The organism is Leptospira adleri (genome assembly GCF_002811985.1).
GTDB lineage: Bacteria > Spirochaetota > Leptospiria > Leptospirales > Leptospiraceae > Leptospira > Leptospira adleri.
The window spans coordinates 1-18,686 of the sequence record NZ_NPDU01000009.1; the positions used below are offsets into that span (position 1 = coordinate 1).

The window sequence follows — 18,686 nt, forward strand, 5'->3', positions numbered from 1 at the left end:
TTTGGAATCCACGTCCCCTCTTTTTACCAGATCCGCGAGCGCGATCGGCGCAAGCAGAGTATAGAGAATGAACGGAAAATAATATCCGTAAAAGTTGAAAAGTAAAGCGAAGAATCCGGGGCCGCCGATGACAGTTTGTTCCATGTTTTTTCTCCTATGATAATTTCTGAATATTCTAAACTACTTAACTGATTGTCTTTGTTCCCACGCCGTTCATCAGGGAGATTCCGGTGTAAAGAAGCAAAAGGAAAAACGCGACGAGTCCTCCCCAAACCAAGGTTCTTTTAAACCAAGTCGGGTATTTGCTTCCTCCGCCGAGGAGATAAATCGCGGGACTTAAAATCGGAACCAACGTGATGGCTACGATCCACGAAAGTTTTTTGTTATCGTCCAGATCGGAACGATCCTTCAGATCGAACAACGACATGGAAGTCCAGCAGATATAAATCGCGAACGGAAGTAAAAAACCCAGCCAGTGGTAGAAGAATGGGAAAAGACTTGCCGGTTTGACGAGTGTGATCGCACCCGTAGTCGGAGCGGGTTTTCTCGGAACCGATTTCAAAATTTCTTCCGCTTCTTTCGGGAGTTGAATCTTGTTCACGTCCAGATGAAAGTCTTCGAACGCAGTCAACGCTGGTTTTACGGGAGCGCCGCTTCCTCCGGGCATATTGAGTTGCGGACCAGGAATCGGTTGTTCCTTGTAATTCCCCGATGGAAATCTTCCGCCCGAAGCCTGCACCATCAAACCGAGGGCGCCGAGCATCATAGAAAGATCTCCGCCCATAGGAAGACGGATAAACGAATTGCAACCGTTCCATTTTTCCAAAAACGCGGGAAGCTCGGTCCTGTATTCGTTTCCGGAAAAACAGTTTCCCGTGCTCATCGGTCCGACAAGCGCCAAATCCGCTCTTCCTGAATTGTAGACGATATTGTCCGTCACAACGTTGTTATGCGAAATCCAAAATTTCTCGTCGAGGTTCGGAAGAATCACGATCCCGTTATTCACGTGATCTACCACCACGTTCTTACGAATGATATTGGAAAGACCGCCGGCGATCAGGATCCCGTTTCCGAAAGATGGATATTCGAGAGCGGCGATCGGAGCCTTCGGGTTGTTGTTGTTATAGACGAGATTTCCGATGATCGTGGTTTCTCTTTCCGGAGGAAGAAGTTCCCGGTCGAGGGTGTTCGGCGCGAGTCCGACGATATTATTCTTCCAGACCGAACTGATAAGATAAAGTTCTCCGCCCGAGTTGGTTCCCGAATAACCGAGTGCGTTGAATTCCGAAACCACGTCGTAGAGAATCGCCTTACAAGGATAACACTGACCGATATAAATTCCGGAATCGGGAGAACCGGAAGCGTACGTATGTTCGATCACTCCATTCATGGAATCGAAGGCGTAAACCCCGTAGTCTCCGTTGTTGTGTGCGGTCAGATAAGAACCTCGAAACCCTTTGACACCGGTCCAATAAAAACCGTTGAGGGTCGCATTCCTTGCGGTCATGTTTTCGATCACGACTCCGTCGGCGGCAACGACCATAATCCCGTTCCCTCTCTGAAATTGACCGTCGATGACGACCTTGTTTCGATCGGTTCCTCGGATCGTGATCGAAGGAGTAGTAACTGTGACTTCTTCATAATAAACGCCTTCGCTGATCAAGACGAGATCTCCGGGAGCCGCTGCGTCCACCGCGTTTTGAATCGTGGGATACTGGGAAGGAACCTTACGCGTAGTTCCTGAAAATCGATCCGCGTTCTTCCAGGATTTTCCCGCTTTTGCGGCCGGGTTATAAGGGACATCGCCGACGACGACGTCTCCAACCATTCCGCTTTTACCGTCCGGGGTTGCGTGAAAGGAACAGAAATAAGGAAAAACTCCCTCTTTCGGAAACGTGACTTTCGTTTTTGAGCCGCGCGGCATTGCAACGTTGCCGAATGTTTTTTCCGTGGACCAATTTTTATCCACCGCGATTGCGTTGTGCGGGTTGTTCCCCGAGTTTACAAACTCGACGATCCCGCCGACAGGTATTCTCTGCATCGGAGGAGAAAAGGAATTATCGATCATCAGAACATGAGCGAAACCCTCGATCTCGTCCTTTTTCTCGCCGGAACACGCCGAAACGAGAATCCCAAACAAAACTCCTACACAAAGGAGAATGAAGAGAGAGAGAACTTTTTTGATTTCGAAACCTGGTTTTTTCATTTTTGATTGAACCCCCGGGTTTTCCGGAATTTTATTGTATACTTATACTGAAGTTTGATAGGAATTGGAATGCTCATTCGTAACCCTAAGCTCAGTGGTTGCAAAGAAAAAAATAGACCGTTCGCAATCTATAATTGGCTCCGTAACCTACCTTCAGAATAATGAGCATTTGCTCACATATTTATCTAAAACTCAAGACAAAAATTTGATGAGAGAGATTTTTCCAGAATTAAATTCGAACACTCGTTATCTTTATAAAAGAAGAAGTGAGTCGTTTGGGGATTGAATGGACAGTGAGCCTATCTTCTAATATTCAGGAATTGTTTCGGGTAAACTCCCCCAACTCAACTCATCCGAACGCTTGGAAGAGAAACATCATCCATATCCTTCTCGTGGTCTCTTCGGTATTCGGATTGATCATCTATATTCCTAGCGTCTATCTTGCTGCAAAACAGGGCCTAGGAGAAGTCGTAATCGTAGACACACTCGCCCTTCTTCTGATCTGGTTTCTTCTTTTACTTCCGAATCGATACTACAAATCGAAGTCCTACTTCCTTCTTGCCCTCGTTTCCATCATGGCCGCCTTGCTTTACACGAAGATCGGACTCGCAGGTGCGGGAATTCTTTGGTTTTTTTTGATTCCCGTTTTTTGCGGAATTTTTTTAAATCCTACGCTTGCTTTTTGGGGTTGGGTGATTTCTACGATCGCCGTTTTCGGAGGAGCGCTTCTTGCTCACTATAGAATCTGGATCGGAAACGAAACTCCGTTTCAGATTTTGGTCGTCGGCGCCAATTTTTCGTTTCTTTGCGGAATTCTAACCTTTTCCGTTATCGCAATCCTACGGGGACTTGCGCAAAGTATTCGAAAACAAAAACAACTCATCCTTCTTCATAGAAAGACGAACACAAAACTGCAGAATGAGATCGCGATCCGAACCGAAACGGAAGCGAAGCTGACCGAATCCTTGAACGACAAAGAAACTCTCTTTCGTGAAATTCAACACAGAGTGAAAAACAACACTCAATTGATTCTTTCCATGATGGCCTTGGAGCAGGAGAAAACAAAATCGGAACCGGCAAAAAAAGCGATCTCGTCCGCGATGAATCGAATCCATTCGATGGCGATGGTTCAGGACTATCTTTTTTTTAAGGATTCATACAAGGTAATTCACGCAAAAGATTATCTCAATTCCTTGGTCCGTCATCTTTTCCTTTCTTACGGTCCGAGCGACGGAAGAATTCAATCCAATTGTGATATCGAGGAAATTTATCTTCCGATGGAAAAGGCGATTCCCTGCGGCCTAATCATCAACGAACTTCTTTCCAATTCCTTCAAACACGCGTTTCCCGAAAACGGAAAAGGTAAGGTTTCCGTAATATTCCAAAAATCGAATTCAGGTTATCTAACTTTGGAAGTTGCGGACAACGGAATCGGGAACCATTCGGAAGAAAAGATCTCGGCTGAAAATACTTCGCTCGGGATGAGCCTCATCGAAGCTCTCTGTCAGCAGCTCAGGGGAGAATTGGAAATCGAGAAGAACAACGGCTTTCTCGTCCGAGTCCGTTTTTTTCCCTAAAAAATATCCCGAACAAAACTCGAACGTTCTGAATCGGCGAATCATTCCGGAAAGGATTCGAAACAAAGAGTTCTTTCTTTCAGGAAGGAATGAAACTGCTTGTGAGAAGCGCATTCCTCTTCCGTCGCGACGAAATAGTCGTAACCGCCGCCGATTGTCCGAATTCTGCAACAACCCGAAACCGGAGCTTTATTGGTCTGATCGGCGCCTTTCTCCGAATTCTTCTTCTCCGCTTCTTTCGAGAACAAAAGACCGGTCACAAACAAAAGTATCAAAACGGATTTCCAAAATTTCATTATATTTTCCTTCGGATTCTTTTCCTTTTTCGATCGGAAAGAATTTAGAATCGATATCCTTCTCGCGGATTTTTTTAAGATTGAATTTTCACTCGGATTTCTTTTTTAAAAATAATAAATAATTTCTTTCCAAACGGAGACTCTCGGTCTTTCTTTCACTTTGCGGGTCGATTTATAAATTCGGGGCGACTTATAAATTCAATTGCTTTTTTGAATTTGTAAATCAGGCTTACCTCATCTTGTTTGTATAGGATTTCAAAGGCATGAATTTTTCAATATCAATTCGTCCGTTTCAGAAGTTAAACTTCTTTCTTTGCGCGCTCCTTCTTTTATTACCTTCCTTCCTTTTCGGAGAAACGATTCTTCTTAAATCCGGAGAGAGAATCTACGCGACGGTTATCGATCAGGATTCCGACGGGGTAGCGATCATTCGGGACGGAAAACGGGAGAAACTGGGAAAATCCAAAATTCTCAAAATCATCTTTAAAGAAATCAAGGACGAACAGGAAATCGCAAAGATCATCGAAGCAGAAAAGAAAAAACTCAATAAAGATGGCAAAAAAAGCGAGAAGGAAGAGCAGCTCGATACGATCTATCTCGAGCAGATGATCAAAGAGAACAGCTACAAGATCGTTCAAAAACGTCTGGCTCTAATGGAAAAATATTTGGAAGAAAGGGACGGAGACTGGGAAGGTTATATCTCCGCCAAAAGAAATCCTTGGGAACCGGTTTGGAAATCGGCGATCCTGCCCGGTTGGGGTCATAGTTTTATGAGACAGGGCGCTTGGAGCTCTACCTACTCCACTCTTTTTTTCGTTTCCTTAGTCGCCTATTTCGGGTTAGACGCCGCGGAAAAAGACAGGGCCAAGGCTTACGATAAGAAGATCGAGAAGATTTTCGAACAACAGTTTACAAACACTCTCATTCCGACCTCGAGTCTTCCCGCCGGAATTTTGGACCAATACAATCAGATCAATACATTCAAAAATTTGAATTCTCTCAGTTCGATTCGTTCGGACGAATCCGCCTACAAACACGCAAAACATTCCGCTGCGATTGTTGCGGTGGGGGTTTATTTGATTCAATTGACGCACTCGTATTTTTCCGGAAAAACGTGGTCTCAAAACAACGTCATACAAACCCCGACGGGAGAAACCGTTTCAGAAGGTTTCGGAATTCGCGGAAATCCTATGGTGGCAAGGGATCTTTCGAGCGCTTCTCGAAGCATCGACGTCGGCGGACAAATTCTCTATTCGGTTTTTTACTAGGAATTTTTGTACATCAAAGTGCGTGGGAACTCTCACGAAATTCGGATGTAATAAGAACGATCTATCCGTTTCCTTGCGGAACGCAGGAATATCGTGGGAACTCCTGCGTTCCAGAGATACATCAAAGATACTTTCTCGAACGACAGGAAATGCAAATTCTCTTGAATAAAATTTCATCTTGATCCGCCGATTTGAAGTAAAAATAACTTACTACCGGTCTTAAAAATTCGATTGTAATAAAATCACCGCCTCCTCGCAGCAAATTATAATCTCAAAAAGAATCGATCCGAAATCGGAATGAGATCCTGACTTTTAAGGATAAAACTTTCGTATCTGAGAGAGCTTCCCCCAAGAGCCGAAAAAGGATTTTCCATTGTAAAGATTCCAATGGAAATTTCTGTAGGAGTTCCTACGAAGGAAAGAAGCTGACTTTTTACTTGAAAAGACACGACTTTTATGATAAGAAAGATCCTTCGGATATTTTCCCGCGAGCCCACCACCTCCATCCTATGAGGTTGGGGGCCGCCTTTTCACGGGAAGAGCGTCGTAGTTCCGACAAGTCCTCCGTAAAAGTCCCGCGCCCTACGCTGCATAGCGACGCATAGAGAACGAATCATTGAGTTTCGGCGGCGGAAAACTCGGCGGATTTTTCTCTATCACAGAAATTCAATCGAGTAAAGAAAAATCCGATTCTTCCTCTCGTGTCGGAACTCCGACAACCGTCCCTTCCGAGGCCAATCCCAGCTAAAAGTCCCCTCTTTAACCGATAGACCGGCCAAAATCAATTCAATAGTATATAATAATATTCTAATTTTTTTCAGACCAATGATAGTTAATCCAAGATCATTTCGGAATAAAATGCCCTTTGGACAAAAGCCATTCTTCGTTGAAGATACGAGATTGATACCGGGCGCCGGAATCGCAGAGGATCGTCACGATATTGTGACCTGGTCCGAGTTCTTTCGCGAGTTTGACCGCCGCGCCTACGTTGATCCCGGTGGAGCCTCCCAAAAACAAACCGTCCTTATGAAGGAGTTGATAAACAACTTTCAAACATTCTTCGTCAGTGACTCGGATCGCGTCGTCCATCGGCGCGCCTTTCATGTTCTCGGTGATTCTTCCGTTTCCGATTCCTTCCGTGAAGGAGCTTCCTTCGGCGAGGACTTCTCCTTTCTTAACAAAATTATAAATCCCTGAGCCGTAAGGATCCGCGACGATCGTCTTGATCTTAGAATTTTTTTCCTTTAAAAAAAGGGAAACGCCGGCAAACGTTCCGCCGGTTCCGAGCGAAGTAACCCAAACGTCGATTTTTCCGTCGGTCTGTTCCCAAATTTCCGGTCCGGTCGTCGCATAATGAGCGTTTCGGTTTGCGACGTTGTCAAATTGATTTGCCCAGACGGCGTTTCCGATCTCTTCTGCGATTCTTCCGGAAACCTTTACGTAATTGTTCGGATCCTTGTAAGGAACCGCAGGCACGGTTCTAACTTCCGCGCCGAGAGTTCTCAAGAGATCGATTTTTTCCTGGGACTGGGTATCCGGAATGACGATGAGAGTTTTATAACCCTTTGAGTTGCAGATATGAGTCAGACCGATTCCCGTATTTCCGGCGGTTCCTTCCACTACGGTTCCGCCGGGTTTGAGAAGCCCTTTTTTTTCGGCGTCTTCCACGATAAAAAGGGCGGCCCTGTCCTTTACGGAACCTCCGGGATTTAAGAATTCCGCCTTTCCGTAGATATTACATCCTGTTTCTTCGCTGAAACTGCGGAGCAAAATCAGCGGCGTATTTCCGACCGCACTCGAAAAATCTTTTTTAACGTTCATAGCGCCTTCCGTTTGTATATTAGAATGCTCTAATCTTCTCCGATGACCCTGAAACGAAAATACTCCGCCGAAATCGCGGAGTATTTTCCATATTCTTCTTTTGGAATATTCTCCAAAAGAGAAATTCTTTTTTTGTTTTTGTTAAGCGATCGTTACTTCTTTTGCAAGATATACGTCTTGGATCGCGTTCAGAAGAGCGACTCCGTCCTTCATAGGTTTTTGGAACGCCTTTCTTCCGGAAATCATTCCCATTCCGCCCGCTCTTTTGTTGACGACCGCCGCTTTTACAGCGTCGCCCAGATCGTTCTCGCCGGACGCGCCGCCCGAGTTGATCAAACCGATTTTTCCCATGTAACAGTTCGCAACTTGGTAACGCGCCATATCGATCGGGTTATCGGCGGTAAGAGTTGTGTACATTCTGTCGTCTTTTTTACCGAACTTCAGATCCTTAAAACCGCCCGCGTAAACTTCCGGAAGTTTTTGTTTTACGATGTCCGCTTGGATCGTAGCCGCCAGATGATTCGCTTGTCCCGTAAGGTCGGTCGCCAGGTGATAGTCGATCTTGTCGGGTTTGAACGCGTCGTTTCTCAAATAAGCCCAAAGAATCGTAACCATTCCGAGTTCGTGCGCTCTGTGAAAGGCTTCGGTGATTTCCTGGATTTGACGGGAAGATTCGTCGGAACCGAAGTAAATCGTAGCTCCGACCGCGACCGCTCCCATATCGAAGGCTTGTTCTACGTTTGCAAAAAGAATCTGATCGAACTTATTCGGATAAGAAAGAAGTTCGTTGTGGTTGATCTTTACGATAAAAGGAATCTTGTGAGCGTATTTTCTGGAAACCAGACCCAACACTCCCAAAGTCGAAGCTACCGCGTTGCAGCCGCCTTCGATCGCGAGTTTTACGATATTCTCCGGATCAAAGTACGCCGGATTTTTAGCAAAGGAAGCTCCCGCGCTGTGTTCAATTCCTTGATCGACTGGAAGAATGGAAGTATAACCGGTTCCGGACAATCTTCCCGTATTTAAGATCGCCTGATAGTTTCTAAGGACGGTATTGTTTCTATCGCTCTTGGACAGAATATCGTCTACGTAATTGGCTCCGGGGAGGCTCAAAGATTCTTTTGGAATCGTCTTACAGGTATGGTTTAAAAGAGAATCCGCTTCTCCGCCCAGGGCGGCTTTGATTTTATCAATCATTCCTAAGTTCCTTGCTCATTTTGAATGTTGGATACAGGTTTTTTCACTCCACTTGGATTTTCCATCGATTTTCTGTCTCAATTTGAAGTCTAACACTCTCAAGAGAGGGGATCAGACAGGGATTTGGATGATAAAATCCCAGCCGGAACCCGTCTTTTTGAGAAGAAGTTGTCCTCTGTTTGCCTGAAGAATTCCGTAACAAACCGAAAGGCCCATTCCGATCCGAGCGTCGTTGGAACGAAAATTCTCAAACGGTTCGAAGCGGCTTTCTTCGTCGACGTTGATGTTGAGTTTTCCGGAGATAAGAATTTTGAGAAAAGCCGACTCTGTTCCGTCTAACGTCGCCTTCATCTGAATTTTCGCTTTTTTCTGATTCTCGGTATAATAATAAAGAATGTTGTAGAGCACTTCCCGGATTTGATTGGGCCGGAGTTTCACTTCCAGGTTTTCGGGAATGTCGATCTCCAATTGGATCTCGTGAGATTTCAGCATTTCCGAAATCATTCCTTCCACCGAACCCACGAGTTGTCTCACGTTCGTGCTGATCGGCTGTTCCGCGTCTTGTCTGGAAAACAAAACGAGATTGCGGATGATGGACGCGATTCTTTCCCCTTGTTCGATCACGAGCCTTGCGTAGTTTTTCGTATCCGCGTCCCCGCCCTTGTGATTTCGAATGATATGACCGTAATTGATGATTCCCATCAGAGGATTGTTGATCTCGTGCGCGAGACCGGCCGCGAGTTTTTGGATGGAATCGAGTCTTCTTTCGGATTGAATCACCTTCTCCATTTCCGAGATTTCTTTTTCAGAAACGGAAAGTGTGGAAAGTTCGGAAAGTGTGATGATGGAACCCGCGATTCTTCCTTCCTCATCCCGAACCGGCGAAACACGAAACGCGACTTGAATCCGAGTTCCATTCTTACGTGTGAGAAGAGAAGGAATGTATTTGAGATGACTTGGTTTGGCGAAACCGATTCCGGTCCGGATATTCTCGCCTTCGTCGGTCGAAAGGCTCAGGACTTTTTCTCCGGATTCTCCTTGAACGTCCGAAAGAAGCCATCCCGTGAGAGACTCGGCGGTGCGATTCATAAAAAGAATTTTACCGTCCCGATCTAGGGAGATCGCGCCTTCTCCGATATTTTGAATCACGTCTCGGGCTTCTTTTCCTTCTTCTCTGGCCTTTCCAAATCTTTGTTGTTGTTTGAGGGCGATCTCGATTGAATTTTTGAGCGCGGTCGGCTGGAAGGGCTTGGAAATATAACCGAACATGGACGCTTTGTCAACGGCGCGATTGAAGGTTTCTTCGTCCGCAAACGCCGTCATAAAGATGACCGGGACGTCCATTTTTTTCTGGATTCTTTCCGCGGCTTGGATTCCGTCCAATTCTCCTTCGATTCGGATATCCATCAGAATCAAATTCGGTTTTGTACGTTCCGCGAGTTCCAGTGCCTCGTCCGCGGTCCTCGCGGTTCCCGCGATCGAATAACCCAACTTCTGGAGAGAGACCTGAAGATTGAACGCAATGAGCCATTCGTCATCCACGATCAGGATCGAAGGGGCGGAAATGGAGTCATCTGGATTCATTCTAAAACGGGGCGACCTTTGGCGAAAAAAATCTAAGAGTATACGTGAATTGAAAACCTTTTTTCATTTCGAAGGCAAGAATTCTACCGGGTAGAACGAATTCCGTGAAAAGATATTCCGTTTTCATTTGAAAAATCCTTGAACCTGAGACCAAAAACGTCTAGCATACGGTTATCTCCCGAAAGTTTTTCGGCTGCTCGGGAGAATCCCCTCCTAGAATCCCTGAAGTAATAGACGTTTTCTTTTTGGAATTTCGAGGGAACGAGGCGAAACAGACGGAGATGATATGTACGTAAAACAGATCCTTGCAAAAAAAGATAGAAAACTCCTTTCCGTAGAACCGGATACTTCGGTGATGGAAGCCGTCAAATTTATGACCAAATACGATATCGGATCTGTTATGATTTTAGGAGAAGGCAAACTCAAGGGAATTTTTACCGAACGAGACGTGCTTCATCTTTCCGCCGAACTCGGATTGGATTTTTTTAAAAAGTCCGTTTCCGAGGTAATGTCGACTTCTCTCACAACCATGTCTCCGGAAGACGACGTAGACGAACTTCTTTCCATTATGCTCAAAAAAAGAATCCGTCACATGCCCATCTTAGAAGACGGACTTTTGATCGGAATTATTTCGATCGGAGACGCGGTGAAAGCCAAGATTGAAAAAACCGAAGAAGAAAATAAGAATCTAAAACAATATATGTACAACGAAAACGGATTTATCTGATCCGATTCTTACTTTTTTTCCCTTTTTTCAGATTGCAGGAAACAAACGCCGGGTCATATTAGAAGTAGAAATATGAAACTGATTCTTTTCATTCTGATGACCTATCTGGTGTATCGTTTTCTTTCCCGTTTTTTTACAAACCCGAAAGAGAATCCTTCCGCCACACAATGGAAAACGTTTTATACAAACGTTCCTCCCTCTTCCCAACCGCCGCGTGAAAAAGACATTTCCGAAAAAGCAAGAGTGATCGACTCCGCTTCCCTCAACGAAAAATGAAATTCTTCGTTTTATCTTTTAGGACCGCATTCTTTTCCCTGATTTTTATCTTTTCGACGTATTGTTTCAAACCTACCGGAGAATTCGGTTGGGCGGTGATGGACGAAGAAAAGTTCAACATCCTCGAAAAGAAAATCATGACCGTGGGCGAATATACGATCACGCGGGAGAATCTGATTTTTCCGGACGACAAAACCATCCACTACATCTATCGATTTTCAAGAGCGGTTCCCGAAACCGCCGAAACCTACGTCAGCTTGAGCCGCTTTCAACTTGGATACAACGAACTCGACGTTCTTCGCAAAAGACCGAACCCGATCTCAAAGACCATAGAAGGATCGTTTCAAGGATTGACTCCCGGCAAATATCTTCTGAAAGTCGCCTACGAAGGGGACGTGATCGACGAGGTGGAATTTTTGGTAAGAACCCCGCAGGGTTCTTTCAGCGAAGAGGCTTCCTCGCAAGCGGACGACGATATCGAAAAGGCGATGAAGTGATCTAAAGAGGTTCTCTTTTGATTCCGTCTTCCAGAATTTTATTGATCCGATCGATGTTTTTAAGAGATAGATTGATCTCGACCGAATTTCCGATCTTTACGATATCCTCATAAAGTTTTCTCGCAGAAAGAAAATCCTTTTCCTCTTCCAAAAGAACCGATAACTTCTTCATTGCCAAGGTCACAGGCGTAGAATTCAGTTTGGTTTTCGCAACGCCGAGCCGGCTCGTGGATTCCTGAAAGTCCAAATCTTTCAGACGATACTGCGCCATCGTGGAATCGTCAGTTTTTTCCAGGAGACTTTTTTTGATCGCGAGCGTTTCCTTTTTCAAGGACGCATTCTTTGATTCTTCCTTTTGATAGATCTCTTTGAGTTTTTCGTAAGACTTCACGGAATCCGTGAGAAAGGACTTCTCTTCCTTTGGCTTTCTACGATACGCGTAGAATTTGGAGGTTCCGAATTGAGCGAGAAATTCCTGACGATAGGATTCGCAGAAATCCGCAAAGGGAAGATTGGAGCTTTCGGGGTTCGGATGCTCTTTCAACCAGATTCCGTAGTAGAGGGCCGCCCTTTCCAAATCTCCGGTTCGATTTTCAAAAAAGGATCCGAGTTCGTATGCGAACGCGATTCTTTTTTTGGAATCGGCCTCCGCCTTGTAGTAGAGTTCGTAGTAAGAAGACGCGAGGACGTTCTGCTTGAGTTCCGTATAGAGCGACGCGATGGAGATATAGACTTCGGCGAGTTTGGATTCTTCTATTTTTTCCTTTCTAGCGAGTTCCAGATACTTCTGATAAAAATCGATCGCCTTCGCTTTTTTACCCGAGGCTTTTAGCTCCTTAGCCAGATCTAAGAATGCGTCCTTCGCTTCCGGATCCAGTTTGGTCACGAGTTCCCAGAGCGCAGCGGTTGCGAAAAAATCGGTGTTTCGTTTGTAATCGAAGAGGACAAAAATTCCGGTTCCGCTCACCGAAAGATTGTTCACCACTTTCAAACGTTCCTTGTTTTCGTTCTCGGCTTGTTTGACCAGATTCGCGAGGTAGTAGACGGTGGCCGCGTCTTCTTTGGATTTTTTCTTTCGGAAGTTTTCGTAAGAGGACGTCTTGGAATCGGAATATTCTTTTTGTTTTGTTTTGAGATCGTTCTCCGAAGAAGCGATTCTTTCTTTCAGAACCGGAAGATCTTTTGCAAAATAAGTCCGTTCTAAACTCGATCCGTCCGCGCTTTTTTCGGTCGCCTTGGTTTCCCTTCCTCGAATCACGTTCGATTCCACGAGATGAAAGAAGTCCTTTGCCGCTTTATTTTGTTTTTTGGAATTTTCCAAATTCTCCAAAGCCTGTTTGTGGGAAGCGGCCGCTTGTTTTTCAATTGGGTCGAAAATTTCGACTAACCTTCGTTCGTCGAGAAATTCCTCTTCGCTATGACTAAAATCCCTGTAACGAATCGCTGTCAACGCGGCCTCGATCGCCTTCGCGTTCTGTTTTTTTTCGTTGTATGCTTTGGAGAGAAGCAGATGCAATTCGTATAATATGGGAGAATCCCTCATCATTCCGGAGGGAGAAAGTTTGGAAAACATGTTTAGAATCAAAAGCCGAATCGTGTTCCGGTTCGTATTCTCGTCGAAAATTTTTCCGAGACGTTTTTCCTCTTCGATCCTTCTCGAATCGATGAACTGGCTATAGTAGTTGTTGAGGACTTTTTGGATTTCGGAGATTACGTCTTTGGTCGGATCGGAGGCCGCGTCTCTTACGTTCTTTAAATCCTGTTCCGAAATTTTTACGGAAGGAGGATCGTAGAGATTTTTAGAATCGTATCTTCGATCCTGTTCGTCGGAGAAAATGGAATCTGCCCCGAAGAAAACGAGGCAACCGATCAGAAAGATTCTTCCGAAAAGAAAGGCGGGGTGCTCTAAAGGAAAACGTCTCCCGATTCGAGACCGAGTCTGTTCATCCGACATTGCTTCCTAACTCGGCCAATTCTTCCGCTCCCAAGATTTTTTCCACGTCGATGATGATGATGAATCGATCGTCTTTTTTGCCGATCCCGGTGATATAACGTCCTGAAATTCCTTTTACGGAAGGAGGCGGAGGATTGATGGACTCGGGCGGAAAGAGAACCACGTTAGACACCTTGTCTACGATAATCCCCACCGAATGACCTCCGACCTTGACCACGATCGCGCGATCATAAGAAAGCTCCCCTTCTCTCGGTACGGTAAGTTTTACCGCGAGATCCACCATCTTTACGACCTTTCCCCGAATGTCCATGATCCCAGCGAAGTACGCTTTCGCTTTGGGAATTCGGATTAAATTATCGATCTTGATGATCTCGTCAACCAAGGAAATGGGAATCGCGTATTCCTCGTCCCCCAAACTGAAAAGGATGTACTGGTGGTCGATTTCGGATGACATGATTTACCTCAATACCGGGTATATCCGACGTAGTAAAAGTAAGATCCCAGACTCATGAACAAAAGGACTTTTACGAAGAGCGGATTTCTTTTTCTCAGCATCCAGTCTAAACCGCCAAAAAGCAAACCGAAAACGGCGAGGGAAAATCCCAAGAGATAGAAATCGGTGTAAGCGTAATAAATTCCAAGCGCCGAACAAGCTCCGAGAAGAAGGTCTTGAAATTCGCTCCAAAATCTTCTTTTAACACGAACGATCCAAGGTTCTTTGTACTCATAGTTTCTCGAAAAGATTCTTTGCCAAAACGTTTTCTCACGATGGATCCCGAAGATATGATCGTATCGAGTCGAAGTTTCCCAAGGTCTTGGAAGATTGGTTTCGGTTTGACCGAGAGGAGATTTTGAAATTCCGTATTGTCCGCCGAGAGTGGAAAGGAGATCGGGGTCCGGAAGACAGGAGAATACTTCCTGAAACGGAGCCAGCTTCTGATAGATAGGAACCATTCTTCCGCTCGAAAGATCTTTCTCTTGGAGCACGGTCCCGTCTTTGATCGTTGCGATGTAGATACGTCCGCTCTCACCCGCGATTTCTAAGGTGATACGAACTTTTTTTTCGTGAAAATTGAGATCCGCCTGAAGAATGTCACCCGATGGGGTTGTGGCGGAATAAGATTTTGTGTAACCTCTCGCAGGGGGAGACTCTTTCTTCCACCACCTGCGAAAAATTGAATAATCCTGAAATGAGCCCATACCGATTGTATCGGTCGATTCGGAAATGGGCTTAACAGTCCTATGATGTCTCTAGCTTGATTCCGGGAATCCCGGAGAAGGAAGGAGGATCTACGGATTACTTTTTCTTCTTATGTCTGTTCGCTCTTCTCTTTTTCTTTCTTTTGTGAGTCGCGATCTTTCTGCGCTTTCTTTTCTTACCTGAAGGCATTCAGAACTCCTTAGATTTCCTTCATGTCAGAAAACTATTCTGTGTACTTTTGTAAAGTTTTATTTTTACGGAGTTCCGCGACTAGGTTTTTGATGTCGCCTACTCCCGTTTTCGTGCTGATAAAGAGAACGTCTTCCTCTTCGACAACGATCAGATCCTGAACTCCGAGGAGCGCCGTGAATTCTTTTTTTGTCTGAGTGATGTTCCCGGAAGATTTATGAAAGAGAATCGCGTTCCCTATATGTCTGTTTCCGGAAGAATCACCGGGCATCACCCTTTCCAGAGAAGTCCAAGAGCCCACGTCGTCCCAACCGAAACTCGCTTCCACCATTCTGATACGGGAACTTTTTTCCATGATCGCGATGTCGACCGGATCGGAAGGAAGAATTTTAAACGCAGCGCCGAGTTCGCCCGCCTTTTTAAACGGAAATCTTTCTTCGAGAGGTCCGAGAATCTTCGGAGAATACGCTTTAAATTCTTCTAATATTGTGGAAGTCTTCCAGAGAAAGATCCCCGGGTTCCAGTAAAAATTCTTCTTTTTGATATACTTGAGCGCGGTTTTGACGTCCGGTTTTTCGTAAAAGGATTTCACCGCAAAACAACCGTCAGTCGATTTTCCGGCTTCGATATAACCGTAACCCACTTCGGGACGGTTCGGTTTGATTCCGAGAAGAACGAGATGATCCTGGGCCTGTTCGATCGCTTTGGAGATCGTCTTTGTAAACTCTTTGACCGGATTGATCCAAGCGTCCGCGGACAACACGACCTGAATCGGATCTCCGTATTGTTCTTTGAAATAGAGAGAAGCGAGTGCGATGATCGGTGCAGTGTTTTTTCCTTCGGGTTCGATGATGAAATTCTTTTCGGGAAAATTTTTCTCTTGGGCAAGAATGGATTTTTTCAGACTCGCGTTGGTTCCTATATAAATGCGGTCGATCGAAGTGATCGTGAGAGCTCTTTCCAAGGTTTCTTTGAGAAGAGTTTTGTTGGAATAAACTTTCTGTAATTGTTTCGGCGTGGAAACTCTGGAACGCGGCCAGAAACGTTCTCCCTTGCCTCCGGCCATAATCAATACTACGGGTTTGTCCTGTTTCATTCTACCTCTTTGGGTCTTTTTACTGCGCCGTTCTTTTTCTTTTTAGAACTCGGAATTTCTCCCAAGATCATTTCCGAAGGAAGAAGAATCACTTCCACGTTTTCGGATAAACTTTCATACAGTGCGAATTCTTTCATGTCCGGATTTTTAGTTACGAAGTCTTTCGTTTTTTCCAGACGTTTTAGGAGCGCCGATGTTTTTGCGTCCTCTTCGATCTTGAGGGCTTCCGCTTTTGAGAGAGCCGCTACGAGCTCGAGTTTTCTTTGCAAAATGAGATTTTGATTTCGATAGATTCCGTTGATGAGATTCGCTTCCGGGACCTGGAGATCCAAAATTCTTAAACTCATGGTTTTGATCGACTTTTCTTCCGAAAGAAGATCAGCGCCGAGATTGACTTTGATATAGTTTTCCAGATTGTTTTTGAGAATTGCCGGGTTGTTGAGATATTCTTCGATTTTTTTACGAAGAATAGAATACAATAATTTACTAATATAGTTGCTTATCTTTTCTTCTCGAATCCCTGCGGTCTCTAAAAATTCGGGAACCCCCTGCCCGTCGAGGGAATATCTCGCTTCGAGTTTGACCTTGATCTTTCCTTCGGGAGAAGTTTCCGGAAAAAGCCCGGAAGAAAGGTCAACGCTGAGATTTACGTTTGAAACTCGGTTTGCCCGGGAAAAACGAAGAACCTGAAACTTCCAGGGGAGAAGCGTCTTCCATTCAAAGACATAGCCGGGTCCGCCGGTATATTCTAAGATTTCCTCTGAACCGTCCACGACGAGAAGCGCGTCCCCCTCTTTGAGGGGGATCAGACAAAAATAGAGAAGAGTTGCAAATAGTCCCGGAATGAGAATCCAGAACAGTTTCATCCAAAATCGCATTATCCTTGGGCTGCGTCTTTGGTTTCCTCGGTATAAAGCTTGATGATCTTTGCGGGGATGATCGTAGAGATTGCGTGTTTATAAACAAGGCTCTGTTTGTTTTCCTGTTCTAAAACGATCGTAAAATTATCAAAGCTGACTACCTTACCTTTCAAGGGAACCCCGTTTAATAGATAAATCGTAAGATCCAATTTATCCTTCCGGGCAGTGTTTAAGAGTTGGTCCTGTATGTTGTTTTTAGCAGACATCTTTTTTTGTTTCCGTTACTTTATATGTTTTATCGTTTCCAGCGCCTCAGTCCGACCCATTGGTTTGAGATAAGTTTCCTTTCGAAACCAGGTGATCTGTCGTTTGGCGTAATTCCTATGCGATTGGCTCAAATCTGCAAAGAATGTCTCTAGATTGGAGTTTCCTTTTTTATTTTCAAGTGCAAAATTATAGCCAAGGGATTTGAGTCCGGGGCAATTTACACCGTAGAGTTCTTGAATCTTCCAAGCCTCCTCGGCCATTCCTTGATCGATCATTTCTTTGGCTCGAAGGTTGATCCGATCGTAAAGTTCTTTTCGATCCAGATCGAGGAAGACGCCCAGACGAATGTTCAAATCGTATTTTTGAATCGCCGAAGTTTGGATATCGATTTTCAACGCGGACCAACGCTCTCCCATCAGATTGACTTCAAGAGCGCGACCCAAACGATAGTCGTCTCCCGGAAAAATCTTTTCCAGACAATCCGGATCCAATTCTTGCAGACGGTTTCTTTTTTGCTCCGGGCTCATCGCGAGAACTTTGTTTCGCACTTCTTGTGAAATTTCCGGAACCGAAAACATTCCAAACAAAAACGCTTTTAAGTAGAATCCTGTCCCTGCGGTAAAGACCGGAATTTTGTTTTGATTTAGGACAGATCGCAATGCTTCGTCCGCGAGACGATTGTAGAGGCCGGCGTCTACGCTTTCGGCGGGAGAAAGGACTTCCACGAGGTGATGGCGAATTATAGATTGTTGCTCCTTTGTAGGAGCGGCGGTTCCGATCGGCATTTCTCGGTAGATTTGTCTGGAATCAAAGGAAAGAATTTCGAACCGTGTCGGATCGAGTTCCGTAATGAGAGAGGTTTTGCCCGCTCCCGTAGGAGCGGTCAGTATGAGAATCGGATGAGACAAGGAAGAAAGATTACTCTTCGGTTTCTTCCGCCTCTTCCTCTTCTTCCAAAGCCTCTTCGAGAGGTTCTTCGACGAATTCCAAATCCTCGTCTTCGGCGATTGCATCGTCGTCGATGATTTCTTCCTCTTCGACCACTCTAGGACGAACGGTTCGAGTACGGGTTACCGGACGTTTGTTTTGATCCGCCCCGCATTTAGGACAGATTTTTTCTTCTTTATTGAGGTCGTAAAATTTCGTGGAACAGGTATGACAGGTCCATTTTTTTCCGAGAGGATTGAGAGCAACACCCTTGGATCCCGGAGTTTTTTTTGCACCGGTCGACTTGGAAGCCGGACTCGAAAGAGCCTTTTTGATTATTTCTTCTTTCTTCTTGGTCGAAGCAGGAGCTTTTTTGGGCGCGGCTTTTTTTGCCGAAGCCTTTTTTTTAGCCGCGGCCGAGACAGTTTTTTTGGAAGTAGTCTTCTTACTGGTTGCCATCGGAATTGACCATGCTCTGCGAGAGGTATTCACGTTCAAGCAGAAATATTATTATTCTCCGTCCCCTGAGAATCGGATCCTTTGCTCGCATAAATCTTAGATCTCAAGATGAATCTGTCGGAACTACGACCCTTCGTAAAATCTTCGCGCCCCGCCCTGTTTTGGGTGGAGGGGCGGGTGGTGGAAGTTTCGGAGGACTTTTCTCTATCACAAAATTCTAATTTTGCAAACAAAAAGCCTTTCTGTGGGAACTCCTACAAAACCCCAATCTTGGACGATTCTCG

At 45.1% G+C, this 18,686-nt stretch carries 18 protein-coding genes and 1 pseudogene; 5 read left to right on the top strand and 14 right to left on the bottom strand.

What is annotated here, in order from left to right:
• A pseudogene (locus CH376_RS04810) lies at positions 1 to 144 on the bottom strand (phospholipase); the annotation flags it as partial.
• Between the two features lie 40 nt (positions 145 to 184).
• A complete protein-coding gene (locus CH376_RS04815) occupies positions 185 to 2,206 on the bottom strand; it encodes a right-handed parallel beta-helix repeat-containing protein (RefSeq protein WP_100785503.1) in 2,022 nt (673 codons plus the stop codon).
• A 293-nt stretch (positions 2,207 to 2,499) separates the two neighbouring features.
• On the opposite strand from CH376_RS04815, the gene CH376_RS04820 reads away from it, so the two are divergent.
• Complete coding sequence (locus CH376_RS04820) at positions 2,500 to 3,783, top strand: sensor histidine kinase (protein WP_420843524.1); 1,284 nt, start codon at positions 2,500 to 2,502, stop codon at positions 3,781 to 3,783.
• A 41-nt stretch (positions 3,784 to 3,824) separates the two neighbouring features.
• On the opposite strand, the gene CH376_RS04825 is transcribed toward CH376_RS04820, so the two are convergent.
• Positions 3,825 to 4,079: an LIC_11321 family protein gene (locus tag CH376_RS04825; protein WP_100785504.1), complete on the bottom strand. Its 255-nt coding sequence runs from the start codon at positions 4,077 to 4,079 to the stop codon at positions 3,825 to 3,827.
• A gap of 263 nt (positions 4,080 to 4,342) precedes the next feature.
• On the opposite strand from CH376_RS04825, the gene CH376_RS04830 reads away from it, so the two are divergent.
• Positions 4,343 to 5,347, top strand: a complete 1,005-nt coding sequence (locus CH376_RS04830) for an LA_0442/LA_0875 N-terminal domain-containing protein (protein WP_100785505.1) — start codon at positions 4,343 to 4,345, stop codon at positions 5,345 to 5,347.
• A gap of 843 nt (positions 5,348 to 6,190) precedes the next feature.
• Here the strand turns inward: CH376_RS04830 and CH376_RS04840 are convergent.
• The 3 genes from CH376_RS04840 to CH376_RS04850 all read right to left on the bottom strand — a co-directional run bounded on the left by CH376_RS04840 (position 6,191) and on the right by CH376_RS04850 (position 9,949).
• On the bottom strand, positions 6,191 to 7,168 hold the full coding sequence (locus tag CH376_RS04840; protein WP_100785507.1) for a cysteine synthase A: 978 nt from the start codon (positions 7,166 to 7,168) through the stop codon (positions 6,191 to 6,193).
• A gap of 141 nt (positions 7,169 to 7,309) precedes the next feature.
• Complete coding sequence (locus CH376_RS04845) at positions 7,310 to 8,365, bottom strand: class I fructose-bisphosphate aldolase (protein WP_100785508.1); 1,056 nt, start codon at positions 8,363 to 8,365, stop codon at positions 7,310 to 7,312.
• 111 nt (positions 8,366 to 8,476) lie between these two features.
• Complete coding sequence (locus CH376_RS04850) at positions 8,477 to 9,949, bottom strand: ATP-binding response regulator (protein ID WP_100785509.1); 1,473 nt, start codon at positions 9,947 to 9,949, stop codon at positions 8,477 to 8,479.
• Between the two features lie 286 nt (positions 9,950 to 10,235).
• On the opposite strand from CH376_RS04850, the gene CH376_RS04855 reads away from it, so the two are divergent.
• The 3 genes from CH376_RS04855 to CH376_RS04865 all read left to right on the top strand — a co-directional run bounded on the left by CH376_RS04855 (position 10,236) and on the right by CH376_RS04865 (position 11,449).
• The gene (locus CH376_RS04855; protein WP_100785510.1) at positions 10,236 to 10,676 is read left to right on the top strand and encodes a CBS domain-containing protein; all 441 of its coding nucleotides are present in this window, start codon (positions 10,236 to 10,238) and stop codon (positions 10,674 to 10,676) included.
• Positions 10,677 to 10,748: 72 nt separating this feature from the next.
• On the top strand, positions 10,749 to 10,952 hold the full coding sequence (locus CH376_RS04860) for a hypothetical protein (RefSeq protein WP_100785511.1): 204 nt from the start codon (positions 10,749 to 10,751) through the stop codon (positions 10,950 to 10,952).
• Positions 10,949 to 11,449 carry an LIC_12238 family plasminogen-binding lipoprotein gene (locus tag CH376_RS04865; RefSeq protein WP_100785512.1) on the top strand — a complete coding sequence of 167 codons (501 nt, stop codon included), beginning with the start codon at positions 10,949 to 10,951 and terminating at the stop codon, positions 11,447 to 11,449. The genes CH376_RS04860 and CH376_RS04865 overlap by 4 nt, the downstream gene beginning before the upstream one ends.
• A 1-nt stretch (position 11,450) precedes the next feature.
• On the opposite strand, the gene CH376_RS04870 is transcribed toward CH376_RS04865, so the two are convergent.
• The 8 genes from CH376_RS04870 to CH376_RS04905 form a co-directional block, all read right to left on the bottom strand.
• Positions 11,451 to 13,403 carry a tetratricopeptide repeat protein gene (locus CH376_RS04870; RefSeq protein ID WP_100785513.1) on the bottom strand — a complete coding sequence of 651 codons (1,953 nt, stop codon included), beginning with the start codon at positions 13,401 to 13,403 and terminating at the stop codon, positions 11,451 to 11,453.
• A complete protein-coding gene (locus tag CH376_RS04875; RefSeq protein ID WP_100785514.1) occupies positions 13,393 to 13,857 on the bottom strand; it encodes a chemotaxis protein CheW in 465 nt (154 codons plus the stop codon). Before CH376_RS04875 ends, CH376_RS04870 begins: the two co-directional genes overlap by 11 nt.
• An 8-nt stretch (positions 13,858 to 13,865) precedes the next feature.
• Complete coding sequence (locus CH376_RS04880; protein ID WP_100785515.1) at positions 13,866 to 14,603, bottom strand: hypothetical protein; 738 nt, start codon at positions 14,601 to 14,603, stop codon at positions 13,866 to 13,868.
• 224 nt (positions 14,604 to 14,827) lie between these two features.
• Entirely contained in the window at positions 14,828 to 15,889 is a 1,062-nt protein-coding gene (locus tag CH376_RS04885) for a mannose-1-phosphate guanylyltransferase (protein ID WP_100785516.1), read from the bottom strand.
• Positions 15,886 to 16,767, bottom strand: a complete 882-nt coding sequence (locus CH376_RS04890; protein ID WP_100785517.1) for a hypothetical protein — start codon at positions 16,765 to 16,767, stop codon at positions 15,886 to 15,888. The genes CH376_RS04885 and CH376_RS04890 overlap by 4 nt, the downstream gene beginning before the upstream one ends.
• Positions 16,767 to 17,015 carry an RNA chaperone Hfq gene (hfq, locus tag CH376_RS04895; RefSeq protein WP_003009702.1) on the bottom strand — a complete coding sequence of 83 codons (249 nt, stop codon included), beginning with the start codon at positions 17,013 to 17,015 and terminating at the stop codon, positions 16,767 to 16,769. The genes CH376_RS04890 and hfq overlap by 1 nt, the downstream gene beginning before the upstream one ends.
• 15 nt (positions 17,016 to 17,030) lie before the next feature.
• Positions 17,031 to 17,924, bottom strand: coding sequence for a tRNA (adenosine(37)-N6)-dimethylallyltransferase MiaA (gene miaA / locus CH376_RS04900; protein WP_100785518.1), 894 nt, complete (start codon positions 17,922 to 17,924; stop codon positions 17,031 to 17,033).
• A 10-nt stretch (positions 17,925 to 17,934) separates the two neighbouring features.
• Positions 17,935 to 18,402: a TIGR02300 family protein gene (locus tag CH376_RS04905; RefSeq protein ID WP_100785642.1), complete on the bottom strand. Its 468-nt coding sequence runs from the start codon at positions 18,400 to 18,402 to the stop codon at positions 17,935 to 17,937.
• Positions 18,403 to 18,686: the final 284 nt, after the last annotated feature.